This is a genomic window from Vulcanisaeta sp., from assembly GCF_049966235.1.
GTDB lineage: Archaea > Thermoproteota > Thermoprotei > Thermoproteales > Thermocladiaceae > Vulcanisaeta > Vulcanisaeta moutnovskia.
In genome coordinates, this window is record NZ_JBMFVA010000017.1 from 1 (window position 1) to 15,622 (window position 15,622).

General features: G+C 43.3%; 18 protein-coding genes and 2 pseudogenes. 12 read left to right on the forward strand and 8 right to left on the reverse strand.

Annotated elements, in window-relative coordinates:
• Positions 1 to 460: pseudogene (locus ACP5L5_RS08970) on the reverse strand (RNA-guided endonuclease TnpB family protein); the annotation flags it as partial.
• 77 nt (positions 461 to 537) lie between these two features.
• On the opposite strand from ACP5L5_RS08970, the gene ACP5L5_RS08975 reads away from it, so the two are divergent.
• The gene (locus ACP5L5_RS08975) at positions 538 to 684 is read left to right on the forward strand and encodes a hypothetical protein (protein WP_428763198.1); all 147 of its coding nucleotides are present in this window, start codon (positions 538 to 540) and stop codon (positions 682 to 684) included.
• Positions 685 to 766: 82 nt separating this feature from the next.
• On the opposite strand, the pseudogene ACP5L5_RS08980 reads toward ACP5L5_RS08975, so the two are convergent.
• A pseudogene (locus ACP5L5_RS08980) lies at positions 767 to 901 on the reverse strand (HEPN domain-containing protein); the annotation flags it as partial.
• 180 nt (positions 902 to 1,081) lie between these two features.
• Between ACP5L5_RS08980 and ACP5L5_RS08985 the strand changes: the two are divergent.
• Positions 1,082 to 2,176, forward strand: coding sequence for a DEAD/DEAH box helicase (locus ACP5L5_RS08985; protein WP_428763200.1), 1,095 nt, complete (start codon positions 1,082 to 1,084; stop codon positions 2,174 to 2,176).
• Between the two features lie 15 nt (positions 2,177 to 2,191).
• Here ACP5L5_RS08985 and ACP5L5_RS08990 read toward each other — a convergent pair whose 3' ends face one another.
• Complete coding sequence (locus ACP5L5_RS08990; RefSeq protein ID WP_428763202.1) at positions 2,192 to 4,072, reverse strand: phosphoenolpyruvate carboxykinase (GTP); 1,881 nt, start codon at positions 4,070 to 4,072, stop codon at positions 2,192 to 2,194.
• Between the two features lie 123 nt (positions 4,073 to 4,195).
• On the opposite strand from ACP5L5_RS08990, the gene ACP5L5_RS08995 reads away from it, so the two are divergent.
• Positions 4,196 to 5,011, forward strand: coding sequence for a hypothetical protein (locus tag ACP5L5_RS08995; RefSeq protein WP_428763204.1), 816 nt, complete (start codon positions 4,196 to 4,198; stop codon positions 5,009 to 5,011).
• On the opposite strand, the gene ACP5L5_RS09000 is transcribed toward ACP5L5_RS08995, so the two are convergent.
• A complete protein-coding gene (locus tag ACP5L5_RS09000; RefSeq protein WP_013604952.1) occupies positions 5,012 to 5,785 on the reverse strand; it encodes a hypothetical protein in 774 nt (257 codons plus the stop codon). It lies immediately after the preceding gene.
• Between the two features lie 163 nt (positions 5,786 to 5,948).
• Between ACP5L5_RS09000 and ACP5L5_RS09005 the strand changes: the two genes are divergently transcribed.
• On the forward strand, positions 5,949 to 6,224 hold the full coding sequence (locus ACP5L5_RS09005) for a hypothetical protein (protein WP_013604951.1): 276 nt from the start codon (positions 5,949 to 5,951) through the stop codon (positions 6,222 to 6,224).
• Between the two features lie 97 nt (positions 6,225 to 6,321).
• Here ACP5L5_RS09005 and ACP5L5_RS09010 read toward each other — a convergent pair whose 3' ends face one another.
• Positions 6,322 to 7,932 (reverse strand): NAD(P)H-hydrate dehydratase, encoded by a 1,611-nt coding sequence (locus ACP5L5_RS09010; protein WP_428763206.1) that lies wholly within the window; start codon positions 7,930 to 7,932, stop codon positions 6,322 to 6,324.
• 60 nt (positions 7,933 to 7,992) lie between these two features.
• Between ACP5L5_RS09010 and ACP5L5_RS09015 the strand changes: the two genes are divergently transcribed.
• The 7 genes from ACP5L5_RS09015 (at position 7,993) to ACP5L5_RS09045 (ending at position 12,744) form a co-directional block, all read left to right on the forward strand.
• A complete protein-coding gene (locus tag ACP5L5_RS09015; protein ID WP_013604949.1) occupies positions 7,993 to 8,316 on the forward strand; it encodes an Hsp20/alpha crystallin family protein in 324 nt (107 codons plus the stop codon).
• Positions 8,316 to 8,933, forward strand: coding sequence for an HAD family hydrolase (locus ACP5L5_RS09020; protein WP_428763208.1), 618 nt, complete (start codon positions 8,316 to 8,318; stop codon positions 8,931 to 8,933). Before ACP5L5_RS09015 ends, ACP5L5_RS09020 begins: the two co-directional genes overlap by 1 nt.
• A gap of 80 nt (positions 8,934 to 9,013) precedes the next feature.
• Complete coding sequence (gene eno, locus ACP5L5_RS09025) at positions 9,014 to 10,279, forward strand: phosphopyruvate hydratase (protein ID WP_428763210.1); 1,266 nt, start codon at positions 9,014 to 9,016, stop codon at positions 10,277 to 10,279.
• A 70-nt stretch (positions 10,280 to 10,349) separates the two neighbouring features.
• Positions 10,350 to 11,027 (forward strand): 30S ribosomal protein S2, encoded by a 678-nt coding sequence (rpsB, locus tag ACP5L5_RS09030; RefSeq protein ID WP_428763212.1) that lies wholly within the window; start codon positions 10,350 to 10,352, stop codon positions 11,025 to 11,027.
• 68 nt (positions 11,028 to 11,095) lie between these two features.
• Positions 11,096 to 11,956: an AmmeMemoRadiSam system protein B gene (gene amrB, locus ACP5L5_RS09035; RefSeq protein ID WP_048056967.1), complete on the forward strand. Its 861-nt coding sequence runs from the start codon at positions 11,096 to 11,098 to the stop codon at positions 11,954 to 11,956.
• A 68-nt stretch (positions 11,957 to 12,024) separates the two neighbouring features.
• The gene (locus ACP5L5_RS09040) at positions 12,025 to 12,306 is read left to right on the forward strand and encodes a hypothetical protein (protein WP_428763214.1); all 282 of its coding nucleotides are present in this window, start codon (positions 12,025 to 12,027) and stop codon (positions 12,304 to 12,306) included.
• A gap of 75 nt (positions 12,307 to 12,381) precedes the next feature.
• Positions 12,382 to 12,744, forward strand: a complete 363-nt coding sequence (locus ACP5L5_RS09045) for a hypothetical protein (RefSeq protein ID WP_428763216.1) — start codon at positions 12,382 to 12,384, stop codon at positions 12,742 to 12,744.
• Between the two features lie 22 nt (positions 12,745 to 12,766).
• Here ACP5L5_RS09045 and cmk read toward each other — a convergent pair whose 3' ends face one another.
• From cmk to trm10, 3 genes are read right to left on the reverse strand one after another with little or no spacing between them, the layout of a single operon-like run.
• Complete coding sequence (gene cmk, locus ACP5L5_RS09050; protein ID WP_428763218.1) at positions 12,767 to 13,312, reverse strand: (d)CMP kinase; 546 nt, start codon at positions 13,310 to 13,312, stop codon at positions 12,767 to 12,769.
• Between the two features lie 5 nt (positions 13,313 to 13,317).
• On the reverse strand, positions 13,318 to 13,584 hold the full coding sequence (locus ACP5L5_RS09055; protein WP_428763220.1) for a 50S ribosomal protein L34e: 267 nt from the start codon (positions 13,582 to 13,584) through the stop codon (positions 13,318 to 13,320).
• Positions 13,585 to 13,612: 28 nt separating this feature from the next.
• Positions 13,613 to 14,680: a tRNA (adenine(9)-N1)-methyltransferase Trm10 gene (trm10, locus tag ACP5L5_RS09060; protein WP_428763222.1), complete on the reverse strand. Its 1,068-nt coding sequence runs from the start codon at positions 14,678 to 14,680 to the stop codon at positions 13,613 to 13,615.
• 51 nt (positions 14,681 to 14,731) lie between these two features.
• On the opposite strand from trm10, the gene ACP5L5_RS09065 reads away from it, so the two are divergent.
• On the forward strand, positions 14,732 to 15,598 hold the full coding sequence (locus ACP5L5_RS09065) for a TatD family hydrolase (protein WP_428763267.1): 867 nt from the start codon (positions 14,732 to 14,734) through the stop codon (positions 15,596 to 15,598).
• Positions 15,599 to 15,622: the final 24 nt, after the last annotated feature.

Below are 15,622 nucleotides of genomic sequence, written 5' to 3' on the forward strand. Positions count from 1 at the left end.
TGAGATACAACTCACCATTCCTATAGACCAATCTCGCCTCACGGTTGGGGTACTCGCCATACCTAGGGTCCCTACCAATTACCTTGAGCTTGTAACCACCAATTATTTCCACGTAATCACCCTTGACCCTATAGCCTACATTGGGAGTAAGCCACATCCTAAGGGTCTTGACCCTCGGTATTTTACCGCGGTTAGGGTTCCTAAGCCACGCCTTAACGATGCTCAATGCTTCACGGTAACAATCCATGGCTACCCTAGACGGTAGGTTGAAGGTTGATTTCAACCAATCATAGAGCAAGGCGTGGGCTTTACCCATGCTCGTAACCCTATTAGCTATTAGGACTTGGATTGAGAGGTTCAGGGCTGTTCTGTACCTCCTGAGCAAGTCAATGACCGCTGGCTCCGGGCTGACCTTCCATGCCACAGCCAAGGTCAGAACCCCATCACCACCAGCGGTCATTAAGGGGCTTCCTAACCTAACCCTAATAAGCCTTTCTCTAGAGTTAGATTTATATAAAAAGTTTAGTTAGGAGAATCATGCCAATACTGGCCACTGGGACAATAACTGTAAAGAAGATACCAGGCGGAGAATACGTATACATATACGTGGGCAACGTGGAGACACTAAAGAAACTAAGAGGAAAAAAGATATGCATGATAATATTCGAAGAATGCGAAACCTAAAAAAGCAAGACTTTAAAGTGGCGGTAAGGAGCTTGGCGCACTTAATGATGTCGTTGCTTAGGGGCTTATTGAGTATGGAAACTACCTGATTTAGCAATGCGATTATTGAATGTGTGTATAGTCTTGATCCTGTTAGTTCTATGAGTTTTCCCTTAAGATAGAATTCAACGGCCTGCTGGGCAAAGAAACAAGTCTCTGGATAGAAGCCCGCCCCTATTAAGCATGTCCTGACTTAATGCCTTATACCGCTCAGCCCTAGCGTACCATCGCGATGCCATTTACGCCAGTATTAATTCACACCCAGATATTTATATTTGCGCCATAATCATTGCATTACTCCAGGATACGTGGATTCTTCTATGCTCCGTTTTATTAATACCCAGTTTATCGGTGCTGAATGAATGGGGTATTTAACGAACTGAGGGAAGAGCTTAGAAGGGCCCTTTTTGATTTTGGATTTGAGAGACCTACAGAGATTCAGTGTTTGGTTATTCCCAGGGCTTTAAAGGGTGTTGATATTGCCATGCAGGCTCGAACAGGTAGTGGTAAGACTGCAGCCTACCTACTGCCTATCATGAATTCCATGGTTGGTAAGGTGACGGAATCCTTGGTCATCGTGCCAACCCGTGAGTTGGCGCTTCAGGTTGCTTCGCAATTTACCTACTTCAATAAGTACCTTGGGTTTAGGCATGCTGTTGTTTATGGTGGTGTGCCTTATGATGAGCAAATAAGCTCTGTAAGGGATGCATCTCTTGTTGTGGCGACGCCTGGTCGATTACTAGATTTGGTGAGGAAGTCTTACATTGATTTAGGTCGTGTTAATTACTTCGTTATTGATGAGGTGGATAGGATGCTGGATATGGGTTTTATAGATGATGTTCGTGTAATATCGAGCCTAGCTCACAATAGGAAACAAGCCTATGCTGCCACTGCGACACTGCCCAGGGAGGTGTATGAGTTATTGCGTAGTATTATGAGAAATCCCGTCTTCTTAAGGACGGGTAGTCACGAGTATGAATTACCACATGTGGAGCAGATTGTGTACTTAATTAATGGATTTTGGGGTGAGAAATATAGCGTTATGACGAAGGAGTTAGCGGGTAAGTCCATAGTCTTTACAAACACTAGGGAGAGGGCGTATAAACTTCATAGACAGTTGTCCCGGGAGTACTATGCGTTGTTACTTCATGGCGGCATGAAACAGTACATGAGGGAGAGAGTATTAAGAAGGTTTAGGGATGAGGATGGAAATATCGTATTAGTAACTACGGATTTAGCCTCTAGGGGTTTAGACATAATTGATGTGGGGTTAATAATTAATTTCGATGTACCGAACAACCCAGAAACTTACATTCACAGGATAGGTAGGACCGCAAGGCTTGATAGAAAGGGGCGTGCAGTAACACTGGCCACAAAGAGCGAGTTGCAGGTAATAAATGCTGCGGCTAATCTTAGTGGTTCTCGATATAAATTAATGGTTTTGAATGAATGAATTAATGTCCTATAATCACTCAAACTTTTGTGGTGGTATTACATCACCATACTTACTCCTGGCGTCCAGTAATCTTTGTTTCTGTTCCTCAAGCACCTCAAAGAACCTCTTCGGTATTGTTGGTATTTCCGAGTATATCTTCCAAATCCTATCTATCTTCTCAAGGAGCTTAGTGGTCCTTATTGCGAATTGTTTCGTGTAGTCTTCAAGCCCATAATCCCTATTGAGTACCTCCCTGAACAATATCCTCAAGTCCTCATACCTCGGTATATAGCCTATGGGTGTCGTTATGGCATTAAGCTCGTTATGGATCCTCCTCTCCATCCACTGAAGCCAGACCCTCTTATCCTCCTTACTATTTAGGAATCTTCCTTGTTCATCCCTAAGGAAGTAATTAACGCCGAATATCTTCGGAGGCCTTGTAAGCACCTCACCAAACTTTAGGTAATTCGATATGTAAACACCAAGATCCACAGACAGAAAGTCCAGGTTAGCCATTGGGTTAAACTCTCTCTCGCCGGGTTTGCCTATCACGGCTGCCGTCCTCTCCGACTCAAGTGATGCGGCTATCGTTACTACACCATGCTCCCAATTAAAGGATTCAAAGACAGGCACCAGTGTGTCGGGGTCTCTGCCACCGAAGATTATTCCACCAACGACAACACCATTAGGATCATCATAGGCTGGATCCAGGTTCTTAAATGCCTTTAATGATACCGTGAACCTGGCATTCGGATGTGATGGTGGTACTGGATTACCCTTCTCATCCGTCTTACCCTTCCACCACTTACCCGTGTAATTAATACCCCTCTCAGGCTCTGGTTTGCCCATTCCATTCCAGTAAACCTCACCATTCTCTGTAATCAATATATTGGAAAATATTATCTCATTAGGCCTGGTTAGTACCTCATATATTAATGGATCATCAATGGGATTTATACCCTCAATAATGCCAAAAACACCCACTTCAGGATTTACTGCCTTAACCTCACCATTGACATTCCTTAGGAATGCCAGGTCATCCCCAAGTAACCTGCCGATCATCGCAGTTGATGTCTTGCCTGAGTACGAGGGAAACGCCCCAGTGAAGTATGTGACCCTGCCATTAGGCCCTTCAACACCGATCAGGAACATGTGCTCACTGAGCCAGCCCTCCTCCATAGCCCTCTTAATCGTGAGCCTAAGGGCCAGTTTCTTGAGACCAATGCTGTTACCGCCGTATTGCGTATTCACCGAGTATACGGTCTCGCCGGGAAGATCTATGTAAATCCTCCTCTGCTTAATGTTTTTGCTTTGTTTCATTTCATTCAATTCTCCCTGAGAATGAAGAAACCTAAGGAACCTAGCCCTCTCACCCTGTCTAACGAACTCATCATAGGCAGCCCTATAGAGTATGTTCTCATTATGCATTACGTAGTATGAATCCGTTATTTGAACAGCCAATATACTAAATGGCGAGCCCTTGGGTCCAAGTGAGTAGAAGCCAACGAGCATTTCCCTACCCTTCATTATACCGTTGAGTAGTGAGTACATTTCTTTCAATCCCTCATCACGATCCTTAGTCCTTATGAAGGGCAATTTCTGACCACCAGGTAGCAATATGGCCGTGTCTTCACGGGCTCTAGCCTGGTCGTAGGGACTATCGAAATGCACAGTATGCCCAGGAATCTTCAGTGGCATTTCCTCACCAATTTCTATGGCCTTCTTCCTAATGTAGTCGAAATCCTCGGAACTACCCGTGTTTATAAACACGGAGTCGGGTTTACAGAGGTCTATTGCCCAGGCTATAAACTTGTGGAGTTCGGGATTCCTTATGTTCATTAATCTTCGATACATTTCATCACTCATTTTACTTCGGAGGATTTGATCAACCTCATCTAATGCGCTCGGTCCCATTAGACCTATTACTACTTATGTCCTTATAACTATTTCTCTATAAGTCACAATACCATAACAATTGGGTAAACCCATTTAACCCTCAGCAACTCATATAAATTCGAGGTATTAATTATCTAATGTATGGCATGGGACACCAAGTATACCCTGGTGTTACTAGCGATAGTAATTGTGTTGTTAGCAATATCAATAATTATTTATCTTAATCCCATAATGACGAATACAGGCAACATACTGACTCAGGAAAACACAATGCAACAACAGTACCTTGTACCGATTAACCTAACAATAGGATCGGTATTAAATTACACAAGGAGCATATATGACCACTTAGGTTTGGTAATCATGAATCTAGAGAATATTTATTATTATCAACGTGTTAATACGACAAATATAATAAATGCGGTAAACCGTAGTAATACTAAGGTAATTAACGCATTATCTAGGGTAAACTCAACAATCATTAACTCGATTAAAACGACTCAAAGTAATATTGAAGTAAACGTCACATCAACAATAAATAATGTGGGGAATTCGATATATAATGCTATAACTAATGTTAGTAATTATGTGGCCAGTAATAATACTAAGATCATTAATTTACTTAATGAAATAACAGGTAGGACGGTTATGTATTATCAACTGTATGGCGCGCCTTACATGGTAATACAACAGACCTACACATTATTTATGTTCAGTAATTTAACGCTTGTGGAGACCCTGCTTATAAACCTAAGTATTCCAGCCGGCGGTAATGTAACTATTTACTGCTACACAGTACCCGGTACACAAATAAGTACTCCAGTATACTCAGCAATATCAACAACCTCAGAGACAATAACTGCAAGTATTAGTAATTACCCATGTTGGAAATTAGTAATTCAGGCACCAGGCTCAACCCTTAATTGGTACTCCGGCGTGATTCTCTATCAGGGATGATCATGGTAATCCATAGACAAGGACCAGTATTAAACCAGCTAAGACCAGTGATTCAATTAATAAACAAATACCAATCCTCCTAATACTACGCCTCAAATCATTCATCGGTAATTTACCTTCCCTAACGGCAATAAACGCCCTAATCGTCGGCTCAATAAGCACAATTAAAGACAATAATCCATCAGCGGTGTAAAGTCCGTAGGCCAGGGCTGGCAGGCTTATGAACCAAAGAAGTGATGAGTGGTATGGCTTAACACCCTGCCTAAACGGTAACTTACCCTCCACGTACAGCGCAGAGAACGCGTGGTAAATAATCCATGCTAACGACGCCACTATTACCTTAGCCACCAAATCACCGCCCATGAGGATGTACCACGCCAAGTATGTCGATGCTATTAGCGCAGTTCCAGAAACATTGGTTACCACAGACCTACCCTTCCTACGCACTACCTCAGTCATGAATAATGCAAGTGGTGTTAGGGGTATCAATAACCAAATTCCCAGGTACGGAATAAGCACTAGGTATGGGGCTGTGTTTATTAGGAATAGTAAGTAATCACGTAAACCTCTCCTGGAAGCCAAGCCTAGATGAGCTCTCACGAGGCTCATGATATTCAATAAGGCAAGGCCTGCCGTTAGAGTTAACCTAGTGATGTTAACTTGGTATTTCTCGATAATTAATAGGGTTATTAAGGAAAATAGGTAATTAGTTATTAATAGCGATAATGCGCCAGTGTCTGTATGGATCCTCCTACCAATCAATTTACTATTCATTGAACATAAATCTAGTTACCTTAGGAATAAACATTTCACTCATTACAGGTCTCGTAGGATTAATCGCAATCTGCATCAAGAACAAAATTAATCTTTACTTAGTATGTTTTTGAAGAATTGAGGGGAAACTTTTATTTATCTGGAGTTGAATTATTGAAATAGAATGATAAGGGAAACAATAGTGATAAGAAAAACGCTGTGGTTAGCCCTAAGGAAGCAATTAACTGGTGATTATGGAAACCTAGACTTTGACTGTGAAGTGCTACTAATTAATGATCCAAAGATACACATTGTCGCTTGCACCGATGGTGATGCTGTAAACGTAACAATAACCTACAACCCATTGGACATTGCCCTGGACATTAAGAAAACCCGTGAGAGAGGTAAGCGTGAACATTCACCACGGAGTAAAAGGGTAGTAAATGCACCATTAGCGTAAGTTTAATAATTTAACGATTATAGTATAAATCCAAGTGATGATCATGGTGGACCCTGACCAGTAATTGATGAGCTTCCAGGCTTCTGATAAGTAATGCCTAACCAATCAGTCTTAGGGCTTGTGGATGAATTGATGAGTTAACGATCTCATCAACACTCACTAACCTCCTAAATACCTTGGGTATGTTCTCTATAACATCAGTGGGTGTTATGTGATAACCAAGGTCCTTAGCCGCCAAGTCACCTGCAAGTCCCGTTATGAAGGCGCCAATTGCAGCTGCCTCAAGTGGATCCTGAACCTTAATCATTAATGCTGAAACAACGCCAGTGAGTACATCCCCAGTACCTCCAACGGTCATCCCAGGATTACCAGTGAAATTAACCTTATACCTCTGCCCATCAGTTATTACATCAACATTACCCTTAAGCAGGACGATGCCACCCCTCAATGAAGACTTAACCACATCACGCACCATCAAAGCCTTCGACCATGTATTCCCCTCCTTAGTCACGTCTATTCCAGTCAACCACTTAAACTCACCAGCGTGTGGAGTTACAATAACATTTTTTGTGATTAAGTCCTGCCTCTTCAACTCACCAATCGCCTTAATGGCATCAGCATCAATTACTACCTTCTTACCAACATCAACAGCCCTAGAAACCAACTCAACAACAGCCTTCATAGTCTCCTCCCTAAGCCCAAGCCCAGGGCCGATGGCTATCACATGGGACTTACCGACCTGCTCCATTATTTGATCCACATGATTAAGCATTAGGTAGTCACCATCAAGAGGTATCGCTATTATGCTTGGATCATGAGCCCTGATATCCCTAGCCACATCCCTTGGGGCCATGACTATCGACAAGTCAACACCAGTCCTAAGCGACGCCCTAGCCGCTAGGTAAATGGCGCCGGTGAACTCCCTGGAACCGCCAATGAATAGTACACGGCCATTATCACCCTTCTTAGAATCAGGTTTTCTGGCATAACCCAGGTAGTATAAGTCTCCAGGGCCAATTATATGCTCTATCTCCTCGGGAATACCTATATCAGCAATCACTAAATCGCCAACATACTGGGAAACGCCCTCCTTAATCAGGCCAACCTTCGGTCTGTGCATTGTTACGGTGACGTGCGCCTTAACCGCAATATCCCTAACCTCACCAGTGTCAGGGTCCAACCCACTGGGTATGTCAACAGCCACCTTATACGCCGATGACTTATTAATTAACTCAATAGCCGTGGCCTGCGGCTCCCTAAGAACACCCTTTATCCCAGTCCCTATTATTGCGTCGATTATTACCTCAGCCCATGGATGAAAAATGTCTTGGTAGGCAAGTAAGTCATAGGGCGTTGGGGCCTCCATTATCTCTATGTTTAGTCCCCTAAGAATTCCTAAATTATCCACAACAAGCTCCTCCCTAGCATCACTAATGCGACCCAGGAGAACCACCTTAACTTCCCTGCCCCATGAATGCAGGTACTTGGCAGCCACAATACCATCACCACCATTATCGCCCAATCCAGCAACAACAAGTATCCTCCGGACCTTCGGGTACCTCTCAATAACCGTAGTGGCCACAGACCTGCCCGCATTTTCCATGAGTACGTGCCTATCAACACCCATGTAGGCAGCATTCCTATCTATAACACGCATCTCAAGTGTCGTTATCGCACCTGAGGACCAATCCCTGAAGTCAATGGGCATACTCGAGAATGACGTATTATGCCTTTAAAAACGCTTTTATGCAAGACTTAATGAAGAAACATGAATATAGCAATTAGGATTGACTTGGGTAATTGGGAAATACCTGAGCATGGTGAATATAGGGAGCCTAAGCACGTGATTAGGATTGAGGGTGATCACGTAATTGCTGAGGTGGAAGTTCCAGGCGTTAGTAAGGAGAGTATAATCGTAAAACTTCTCGATGATGATAAACTCTTCATTAAGGCTGAGGGTAACAATAGGAAGTACCTACTCATTAGGGAGTTGCCTGTGTCAGTCACCGTGGAAGGCTCCCACGCGGAGTATAGGAATGGACTTCTCATAATTAAATTACTAATTAAGGGCGTGAGTATTGGTGTTGAGTGATGATTAGGGCTGCGATACTTGATGTTGATGGAGTTCTAACGTACTTCAGGTCAGCATGGCAGCACCTACATAGAGTACTCGGCACCGAGGAATGGGCTTCATTGAACAGGGAGGCCTACATATCAGGGCTTATTAATTATAGGGATTGGGCACTTGTCGATGCGCTTCTCTGGATGGGTGTACCGAGGAGCTGGGTCGAGGTCCCTGTAACCCTAAGGAGAGGTACACTGGAATTACTAAAATTCCTTAGGGATAATGACGTATTGGTAATAGCCGTAAGCGGTGGCTTGAATTACACGGGAATCCCCATTAGGGAGTATATTAATTACTTCATTAGTAATGAGTTAGTGCTTGATAATGATGACTCATTAATATCTGTTAAGGTTAATGTAGAGAATAAGAACATAGTTAATGATCTAATTAATAGGCTGGGGCTTGATTGGGATTATGTGATGGCCGTTGGTGATAGTGATATGGACTTACCAATGCTCAGGAGGGCTAGGTATTCCATAGCCTATAATCCTGTTAATGAGGAGGTTGCCAATGCGGCGAGGATCGTAATTAATTCCGATACGTTATATCCACTTATTGATTTTGTTAAGGCTATTCTTAAGTAAATGAGATGTATACGTAAAGTAAACGTATACTTGCATACAATAATGCATTAATACTGGATCGCATTAATTACTTGAGATTTATGCCGGACACTACAATGGAGGACTTGGGTATCAGGAAGATTTTTAATTCAAGGGGTGAGGAGACTGTTGAGGTTGAGGTTTACTTAACGGATGGTTATGGTAGAGCAGCAGCACCTGCCGGTGCCTCAAGGGGTTCTCATGAAGTTGTTTACTTCCCCAATGACAATGTTGATCTTGCAATAAGTACGTTTGAGAAAAACGTTGCGCCTGACCTAATGGGTCTGGACGCGTCAATACAGGGTGAGGTAGATGCTAGGCTTGAGGAAATTGATGGTACAGAGAACTTCTCTAGAATTGGTGGTGCGGTGGCCATAGCCACTTCAATGGCCGTGGCAAGGGCGGCTGCTAACGCGTTGGAAATACCGCTTTATCAACACCTCGGTGGCGCTAATGCGAGGGATTTACCATACCCACTGGGTAATGTTATTGGTGGTGGTAAGCATAGCCGTGGCCTTGGCCCTGATATTCAGGAATTCCTCGTATTATCATACGGAGCTCCAGACATTTACATGGCACTTAAGGCAAACATTGAGGTCCATAGGACTGTCTTTAAGGAGTTGGTTAAGGCTGATCCAACGTTCACGGGCGGTCGTAATGACGAAGGAGCCTGGTCAGCAAGGATTTCAACGAATACCGCATTGGATATCCTGAGTAGGGCCGTTAAGGAGGTCAGTAGTAGGGTGGGTTTTGAAATAGGTATTGGCGTTGATATGGCCGCATCGACACTCTGGAATGGTGAGAAGTACGTATATACAAATGAGGGAGTCTCGAGAACACCTAAGGAACAGCTTGAGTTTGTTAAGGGATTGATTGATAAGTACGGACTTATTTATGTTGAGGATCCATTCCATGAGGAGGACTTCCAATCCTTCGCGGAATTAACGGACTCCGTTAACGACAAGTGCCTAATCGTTGGTGATGACTTATTCACAACTAATCCATCCAGGTTATCGAGGGGTATTAAGGAGGGTGCTGCAAATGCCATAATAATAAAGCCCGACCAAATAGGGACATTATCGAGGGCTTGGGAAGCCGTTAGGTTAGCCGTATCCAACGGCTACGTACCAGTGGTATCCCATAGGTCTGGGGACACTGAGTATGAGACGCTGGCTCACATAGCTGTTGGGTTTGGAGCACCAATAATTAAGAGCGGAGTACTTGGTGGTGAGAGGATTACTAAGCTCAATGAGTTGATTAGGATTCAGGATTACATTGGTAAGGCTGCCAGGATGAATCAAACACTGACCCAGAGACTTAGGCATTAGTTCTCTATGATATACCGTGAGTGCTCAGTGGTGAAATACTTATTAATCAGATTCTTCACCGTAGTTCTCAATGGGTGAGGAACGTAAGGAGACACGTGAGGAGGGATTAGCTCCGGTTCCACCACAGGAGGAATTATTGATTGCCATTGAGCGTTACCTAGCGGCTGGTGTTAGGCTTGGTACTAGGGTGTCAAATGCATATCTGCAGAGGAGAGGTTTTGTATTCTCAGTAAGACCTGATGGGCTTAGGATACTTAACTTGAGGAAGATTGATGAGAGAATTAGGATTGCAGCTAAGATGATCGCCATGTATGACCCCGAGAAGGTAGTTGCATACTCGGCTAAGCCATACGGCTTCAAGCCTGTGGAGATGTTCTGCAAGTTCGTTAAGTGCAAGGCAATAACGGGTAGGTTCATACCAGGAACATTCACAAACCCAAACCTTAACCACTACATAGAGGCTGACTTACTCATATCCACAGACCCGAAGGCAGATGCGCAGGCAATTGAAGAAGCGGCCACAATGGGTATACCAGTCATTGCTCTTGTGGATACTGACACGCCAATATCCTATGTAGACCTAATAATACCATGCAATAACAAGGGAAGAAGAAGTCTAGCCCTAGTTTACTGGTTACTGGCTAGGCAGGTACTTAGGATTAGAGGCGAGCTGAAGGAGAATGAGGACCTGCCCGTATCACCTGAAGAATTCGAGGTCAAGGTATCGCTTGAGGGAATTACCCAATAAAACACTGATTATTTGCCTAATCATTATAAAGTAAAGCGTTTATTTTCCGGTCTAGTCTAAATCACTGTATGGTTCGGGTGCGTAAACCAGCGGTTGCAGGTGCATTCTATGAGGCTGATAAGGATAAATTAATTAAGCAGATTGAGTGGTCGATAAGTCACTCACTAGGGCCAGGTCAACTGATTAGGCAGCCCCGTGAGGGGTATAAGGCCGTACCAATTGTAATAGTTCCACATGCTGGTTATATATACTCAGGCCCTGTAGCCGCCATGTCCTTCGTCGAGATCTATAGGTTTCACAAACCAAAGACCTTCATATTAATTGGACCTAATCACTATGGCGTTGGTGCGCCAGTGGCTATATATCCAGAAGGTACTTGGGAGACGCCACTTGGAGTGGTTGAGGTTGATTCGGATGTGACTAAGGAATTAATGAGCAGGGTTAAGTACCTGGAACCTGACGTGTACGCCTTCACTCAGGAGCATTCTATTGAGGTTCAATTACCCTTTATTCAATATATATTCGGTAATGACGTGAAGATCGTGCCAATAATCATTTGGAGACAGACGAAGGAGGTTGCTAGGGATCTTGGTAATGCAATAGCTGATGTAATCTCGGGTCATGAACTTGGCTCCATAGTTTATGTAGCCTCAAGTGATTGGAATCACTATGAACCTCATGAAATAACAACGGAAAAGGACATGAGGGCTATCGACCCAGTCCTTAGGCTTGATGAGGATTCGTTCTTCGATGCTATTGAGCGTTATGACGTATCAGCCTGCGGTTATGGCGCCATCGCAACGGCAATAATTGCAGCTAAGAAACTTGGTGTTAGGAACGTTATCCTCCTCAGGCACGCTACGTCTGGTGATACTAGTGGATATACGTTAGAAACCGTGGGCTATGCATCAATAGCATTCTACCTATGATGCGACATCCTATATTCAATCAAAATATTTAATTAATTTATTTCTAGGAATAAACATGGGTAATTAGTATGAGTGCGGTTAGGATATTCTTCGAGATATTACTGATAATAGTCGCCCTAGCCCTAATATACTCAATAGTCGCACCCTTTAAGACTGAGTTAAAGGCGTATATACTCAGTATTGGTAATAAGCAAGTAAGCGAGTTACTGTATATAGGGGGCTACGTTGTTTATAAATTAGGTTACTTATCATATACATTACTAAAAATTATAGCTAAGTACTCATACCAAGCAGTACAATATTTATTAAGCAATTCAGGGGTTAAAACAAGCCTATTATTAAGTAATTGAGAGTGCCGCAATCACTTTCTCTTTGGATGAAAAAGAGAAAGATTTAAATAGAAAGAAAAACAATTAATTACTTTGATGAGCGTTATACAACCTAAGGAGGTAAGGACATGGAAGGATGAATTGAAGGACGTGCTGACGAAGTATGCAAGGGATCCATTCAAGGACAAGATTGATGAGTACCTGGGCTTTCTCGACACCTTATACGACAAGTGGTGGAATGGTGATGTAAAGACCAGGGAATACTATGCGTATCACATGGCGCTCCTAATGGCTAAGTCAGATAAACCAAACGTAATTAAGGCAAAACTCAACAGTTACTATGCATACCTCGTCTATAAGGGCTACGTATCAGCCTACAGACTCATGAAGGACAAGTACGTGGCTGGCGGCGAGTCAATTTATACCTGGCTGCGCATGTATAGGAAGGTAATTGGTTAGTAATCACTAATTAAGTTAATAACTAAAACCTACCCTTATTATGCAATACGTTATATGCATAGTCATAGATTATATCAACGACCTTACGGGCATCTACATACGTAGTATCCATAATAAGGTCAAAAAGCGATAAATCATTTATGTCAATTCCATAAATGACCAGGTACCTCTTTCTATTTGATTCCTCACGTGCTCTAATCTCATTCAGCGCCTCCTCAATTGATTTACCATCCCTAGTCGACAGTCTCTGGGATCTAGCCTTAATGTCGGCCTTTAAGTAAATACGTACATCAGCCACATCCCTAAGTATCCAAGCAACTAGATGGCCCTCAATAACTACATTGTCCTTCCTAGCCTCCCTGATTGTCTCCTCATCAACGGCCCTATCAATACTAAAATCGGTCTCCGCAATCCTATGAAGCTCAAGCAATGAAACACCCCTCTGAATAGCGATTTTCCTAAACAACTCACCAATGGACACAAACCTATAATTCAGCCTATTAGCTAATTCCCTAGCCACTGTGGTCTTTCCACTAGCTGCTTGTCCACTAATGGCTATAACGCCCATCTTAATCACGTCGCTGATAAACGTACAGCCATCCTAAGAGCCAATGCCAAACACCTATGGCAAATGTAACCACCGTATGGCCTTGACACGGTTAAACCAGCAACATGCCTTGTCTTAATCCTGGTCTCATCAATGCCCTGCAGTGGCCTACCACAGATGGCGCATCTAGGCTTAGATGCGAATTTCTTTTTATAATGAACCACGTGTCTACCGCCTGGCGTCCTGGTTTGCGTCCTCCTTAATTTCCTTGACCTTAATGCTGGTCTTGGCATAATTGATCGTCAAAACACCTATTAGTTTTTATGCTTTACTTACGTACTTACCCGTTAGAGGGCCAGGCCTAGCCATACCAAGTAATAAGTACTTACTTAATTCCTCATCATCAATCACGTAAATATGGGATTTCCTCAACACAAGTTCCACTTCCTTATCGGAAGCATTGACCCAATTAATCCTGTTAATCATGGACCTTGGTATCACGAACACGGTGCTACCCTCCCCACGTAATCTATAGGCCGCCCTCTGGAATTCATAGAACAGCCTATTCACCCTATCTCTTTTTGACATCATCCTAATTATTGCCTTCTCAATACTGCCCGTCTCAAGGAGTGCTATTAATATTATTTCAATTATCTTATTTATCCTATCAGGGACGCCAATCACCGAGCCCCTAAGCTCAATCCTACACCTAGGTACACTTAATCCCAACAATCCATACAACCTACTTGTCCCATCCTTAATCCTCCTCTCCTTATCAACAATACCGCCTATCACGAAGGTGGAGATCCTCGTAATTAATTGCTCACTAAGTACGCAATCACCCTCCGGGTCAAGCATTACGGCGTTATCATGAATAATCGGTTTATCCCGTCTAATAACTACACCGTGCCTAAATCCCCTAGCAAATTTGCCGATTCTCTCGAGAAACTCACTAGGCGTACTCGTTAATTCCAGGTTAGAGTCCCAGAGGTATCTCCTTATTGTATTTATTGAGGTTAATACCTGCTCTATGAGTTCGTTCTTCTCGGAATCCGTATGTTCATTCCAAAGGGATAGATCAACTATGAAGCGAGGCTTCTGGGGAATATCCATGAGTAGGTCCAGTGATGCCGTACAATCACTTGGCTTGGCTAGGTAGGCATCGCATGGTAATGCCCCCATTGATAATAACGATAGTATCTCTAGGTCATTAATTCTCGAAATAACATTACCACCAAAACCACCTAGGCAAAGTACGTACTTACCTAACAATAAATTCACGGCAATGCACTGCGGTAAGTAATAATTGCATTTGAGTTTACGGGGTATGCACAGTCTGTGAATGCCGAGATCCCTTAGGGCATTCAATAATTGATTACCGAGTAACACTACGGAAGGATTATTAATTTAGGCTAATAAAAACATGAACTCATAATGACTATGCGGAATAAGGACTTACCACTCTGCGATAACCATGCACATACAAACCCAGTAATCGGTATGGGCCCTAGGGAGTTGGCCAGGAGGTTTAGGAGGGAGGGTGGTAAGTTCATCGTAATAGTAGCCCTATTAACCTGGAGCCTGGGGTTAACACCTGGGGATCTTGATAGTGTTAGGAGGATGTACGATATAACCGTGGAATCCACCAGGATAATTAATGAGGAGGGTGTTAAGTCCGTAGCCATTGTCGGCTTACACCCAGCTGAGGGTTATGAATTACTTAGGAGGGGTTGGTCCAGGGAGGATGTACGTAAATTCATGGAGAAGGGCATCGACTTGGCAGCTGAGTATGTTAGGGAGGGTAAGGCCGTGGGGATTGGTGAGATTGGTAGACCTCATTGGGAGGCGCCTAATGACGTTGTTAATTTCTTCAACGAGCTAATAGAATATGCGTTTAGGGTTGCTAAGGACGTTAACGCAGTTTTGCACCTACACCTGGAGAGGAATGGTGTTAGGACAGCGTTGTCAATCACGGATATGATGAGGAGGGTGGGTAATAGGCCCTATAGCGTTGTTATGCATCATGCAGAGCCCGTAACCATTGACACAGCATATAATAGTAACGTAATGCCATCAATACCCATGGGTAGGAGAGGAGAGTTTGAGGATGCCGTTAAGCATGGGCCGAGTTTTGTTGTGGAGAGTGACTTCATTGATGATCCAAAGAGGCCAGGCGCCGTGATACCGCCGTGGACCTTGGTTAAGAAGTTGAGGGGTTACGTGGTTAATGGTATTATTAATGATGATTTCCTATATAGGATTTGTGTAGATAATATTGGTAAGGTGTATGGCATTACGTATTCATAGCCATAGTCAGTAATTAATGAATAG

Bases quoted from the DNA above. Each gene is read 5' to 3' on its own strand.
- ACP5L5_RS09065 (WP_428763267.1), top strand. From the start codon at position 14,732: ATGCGGAATAAGGACTTACCACTCTGCGATAACCATGCACATACAAAC.
- ACP5L5_RS08985 (WP_428763200.1), top strand. From the start codon at position 1,082: ATGAATGGGGTATTTAACGAACTGAGGGAAGAGCTTAGAAGGGCCCTT.
- ACP5L5_RS08975 (WP_428763198.1), top strand. From the start codon at position 538: ATGCCAATACTGGCCACTGGGACAATAACTGTAAAGAAGATACCAGGC.
- ACP5L5_RS09055 (WP_428763220.1), bottom strand. From the start codon at position 13,584: ATGCCAAGACCAGCATTAAGGTCAAGGAAATTAAGGAGGACGCAAACC.
- ACP5L5_RS09045 (WP_428763216.1), top strand. From the start codon at position 12,382: ATGAGCGTTATACAACCTAAGGAGGTAAGGACATGGAAGGATGAATTG.
- ACP5L5_RS08990 (WP_428763202.1), bottom strand. From the start codon at position 4,072: ATGGGACCGAGCGCATTAGATGAGGTTGATCAAATCCTCCGAAGTAAA.
- cmk (WP_428763218.1), bottom strand. From the start codon at position 13,312: ATGGGCGTTATAGCCATTAGTGGACAAGCAGCTAGTGGAAAGACCACA.
- amrB (WP_048056967.1), top strand. From the start codon at position 11,096: ATGGTTCGGGTGCGTAAACCAGCGGTTGCAGGTGCATTCTATGAGGCT.
- ACP5L5_RS09010 (WP_428763206.1), bottom strand. From the start codon at position 7,932: ATGCCCATTGACTTCAGGGATTGGTCCTCAGGTGCGATAACGACACTT.
- eno (WP_428763210.1), top strand. From the start codon at position 9,014: ATGCCGGACACTACAATGGAGGACTTGGGTATCAGGAAGATTTTTAAT.
- ACP5L5_RS09015 (WP_013604949.1), top strand. From the start codon at position 7,993: ATGAATATAGCAATTAGGATTGACTTGGGTAATTGGGAAATACCTGAG.
- ACP5L5_RS09000 (WP_013604952.1), bottom strand. From the start codon at position 5,785: ATGAATAGTAAATTGATTGGTAGGAGGATCCATACAGACACTGGCGCA.
- ACP5L5_RS09005 (WP_013604951.1), top strand. From the start codon at position 5,949: ATGATAAGGGAAACAATAGTGATAAGAAAAACGCTGTGGTTAGCCCTA.
- rpsB (WP_428763212.1), top strand. From the start codon at position 10,350: ATGGGTGAGGAACGTAAGGAGACACGTGAGGAGGGATTAGCTCCGGTT.
- ACP5L5_RS09040 (WP_428763214.1), top strand. From the start codon at position 12,025: ATGAGTGCGGTTAGGATATTCTTCGAGATATTACTGATAATAGTCGCC.
- ACP5L5_RS08995 (WP_428763204.1), top strand. From the start codon at position 4,196: ATGGCATGGGACACCAAGTATACCCTGGTGTTACTAGCGATAGTAATT.
- ACP5L5_RS09020 (WP_428763208.1), top strand. From the start codon at position 8,316: ATGATTAGGGCTGCGATACTTGATGTTGATGGAGTTCTAACGTACTTC.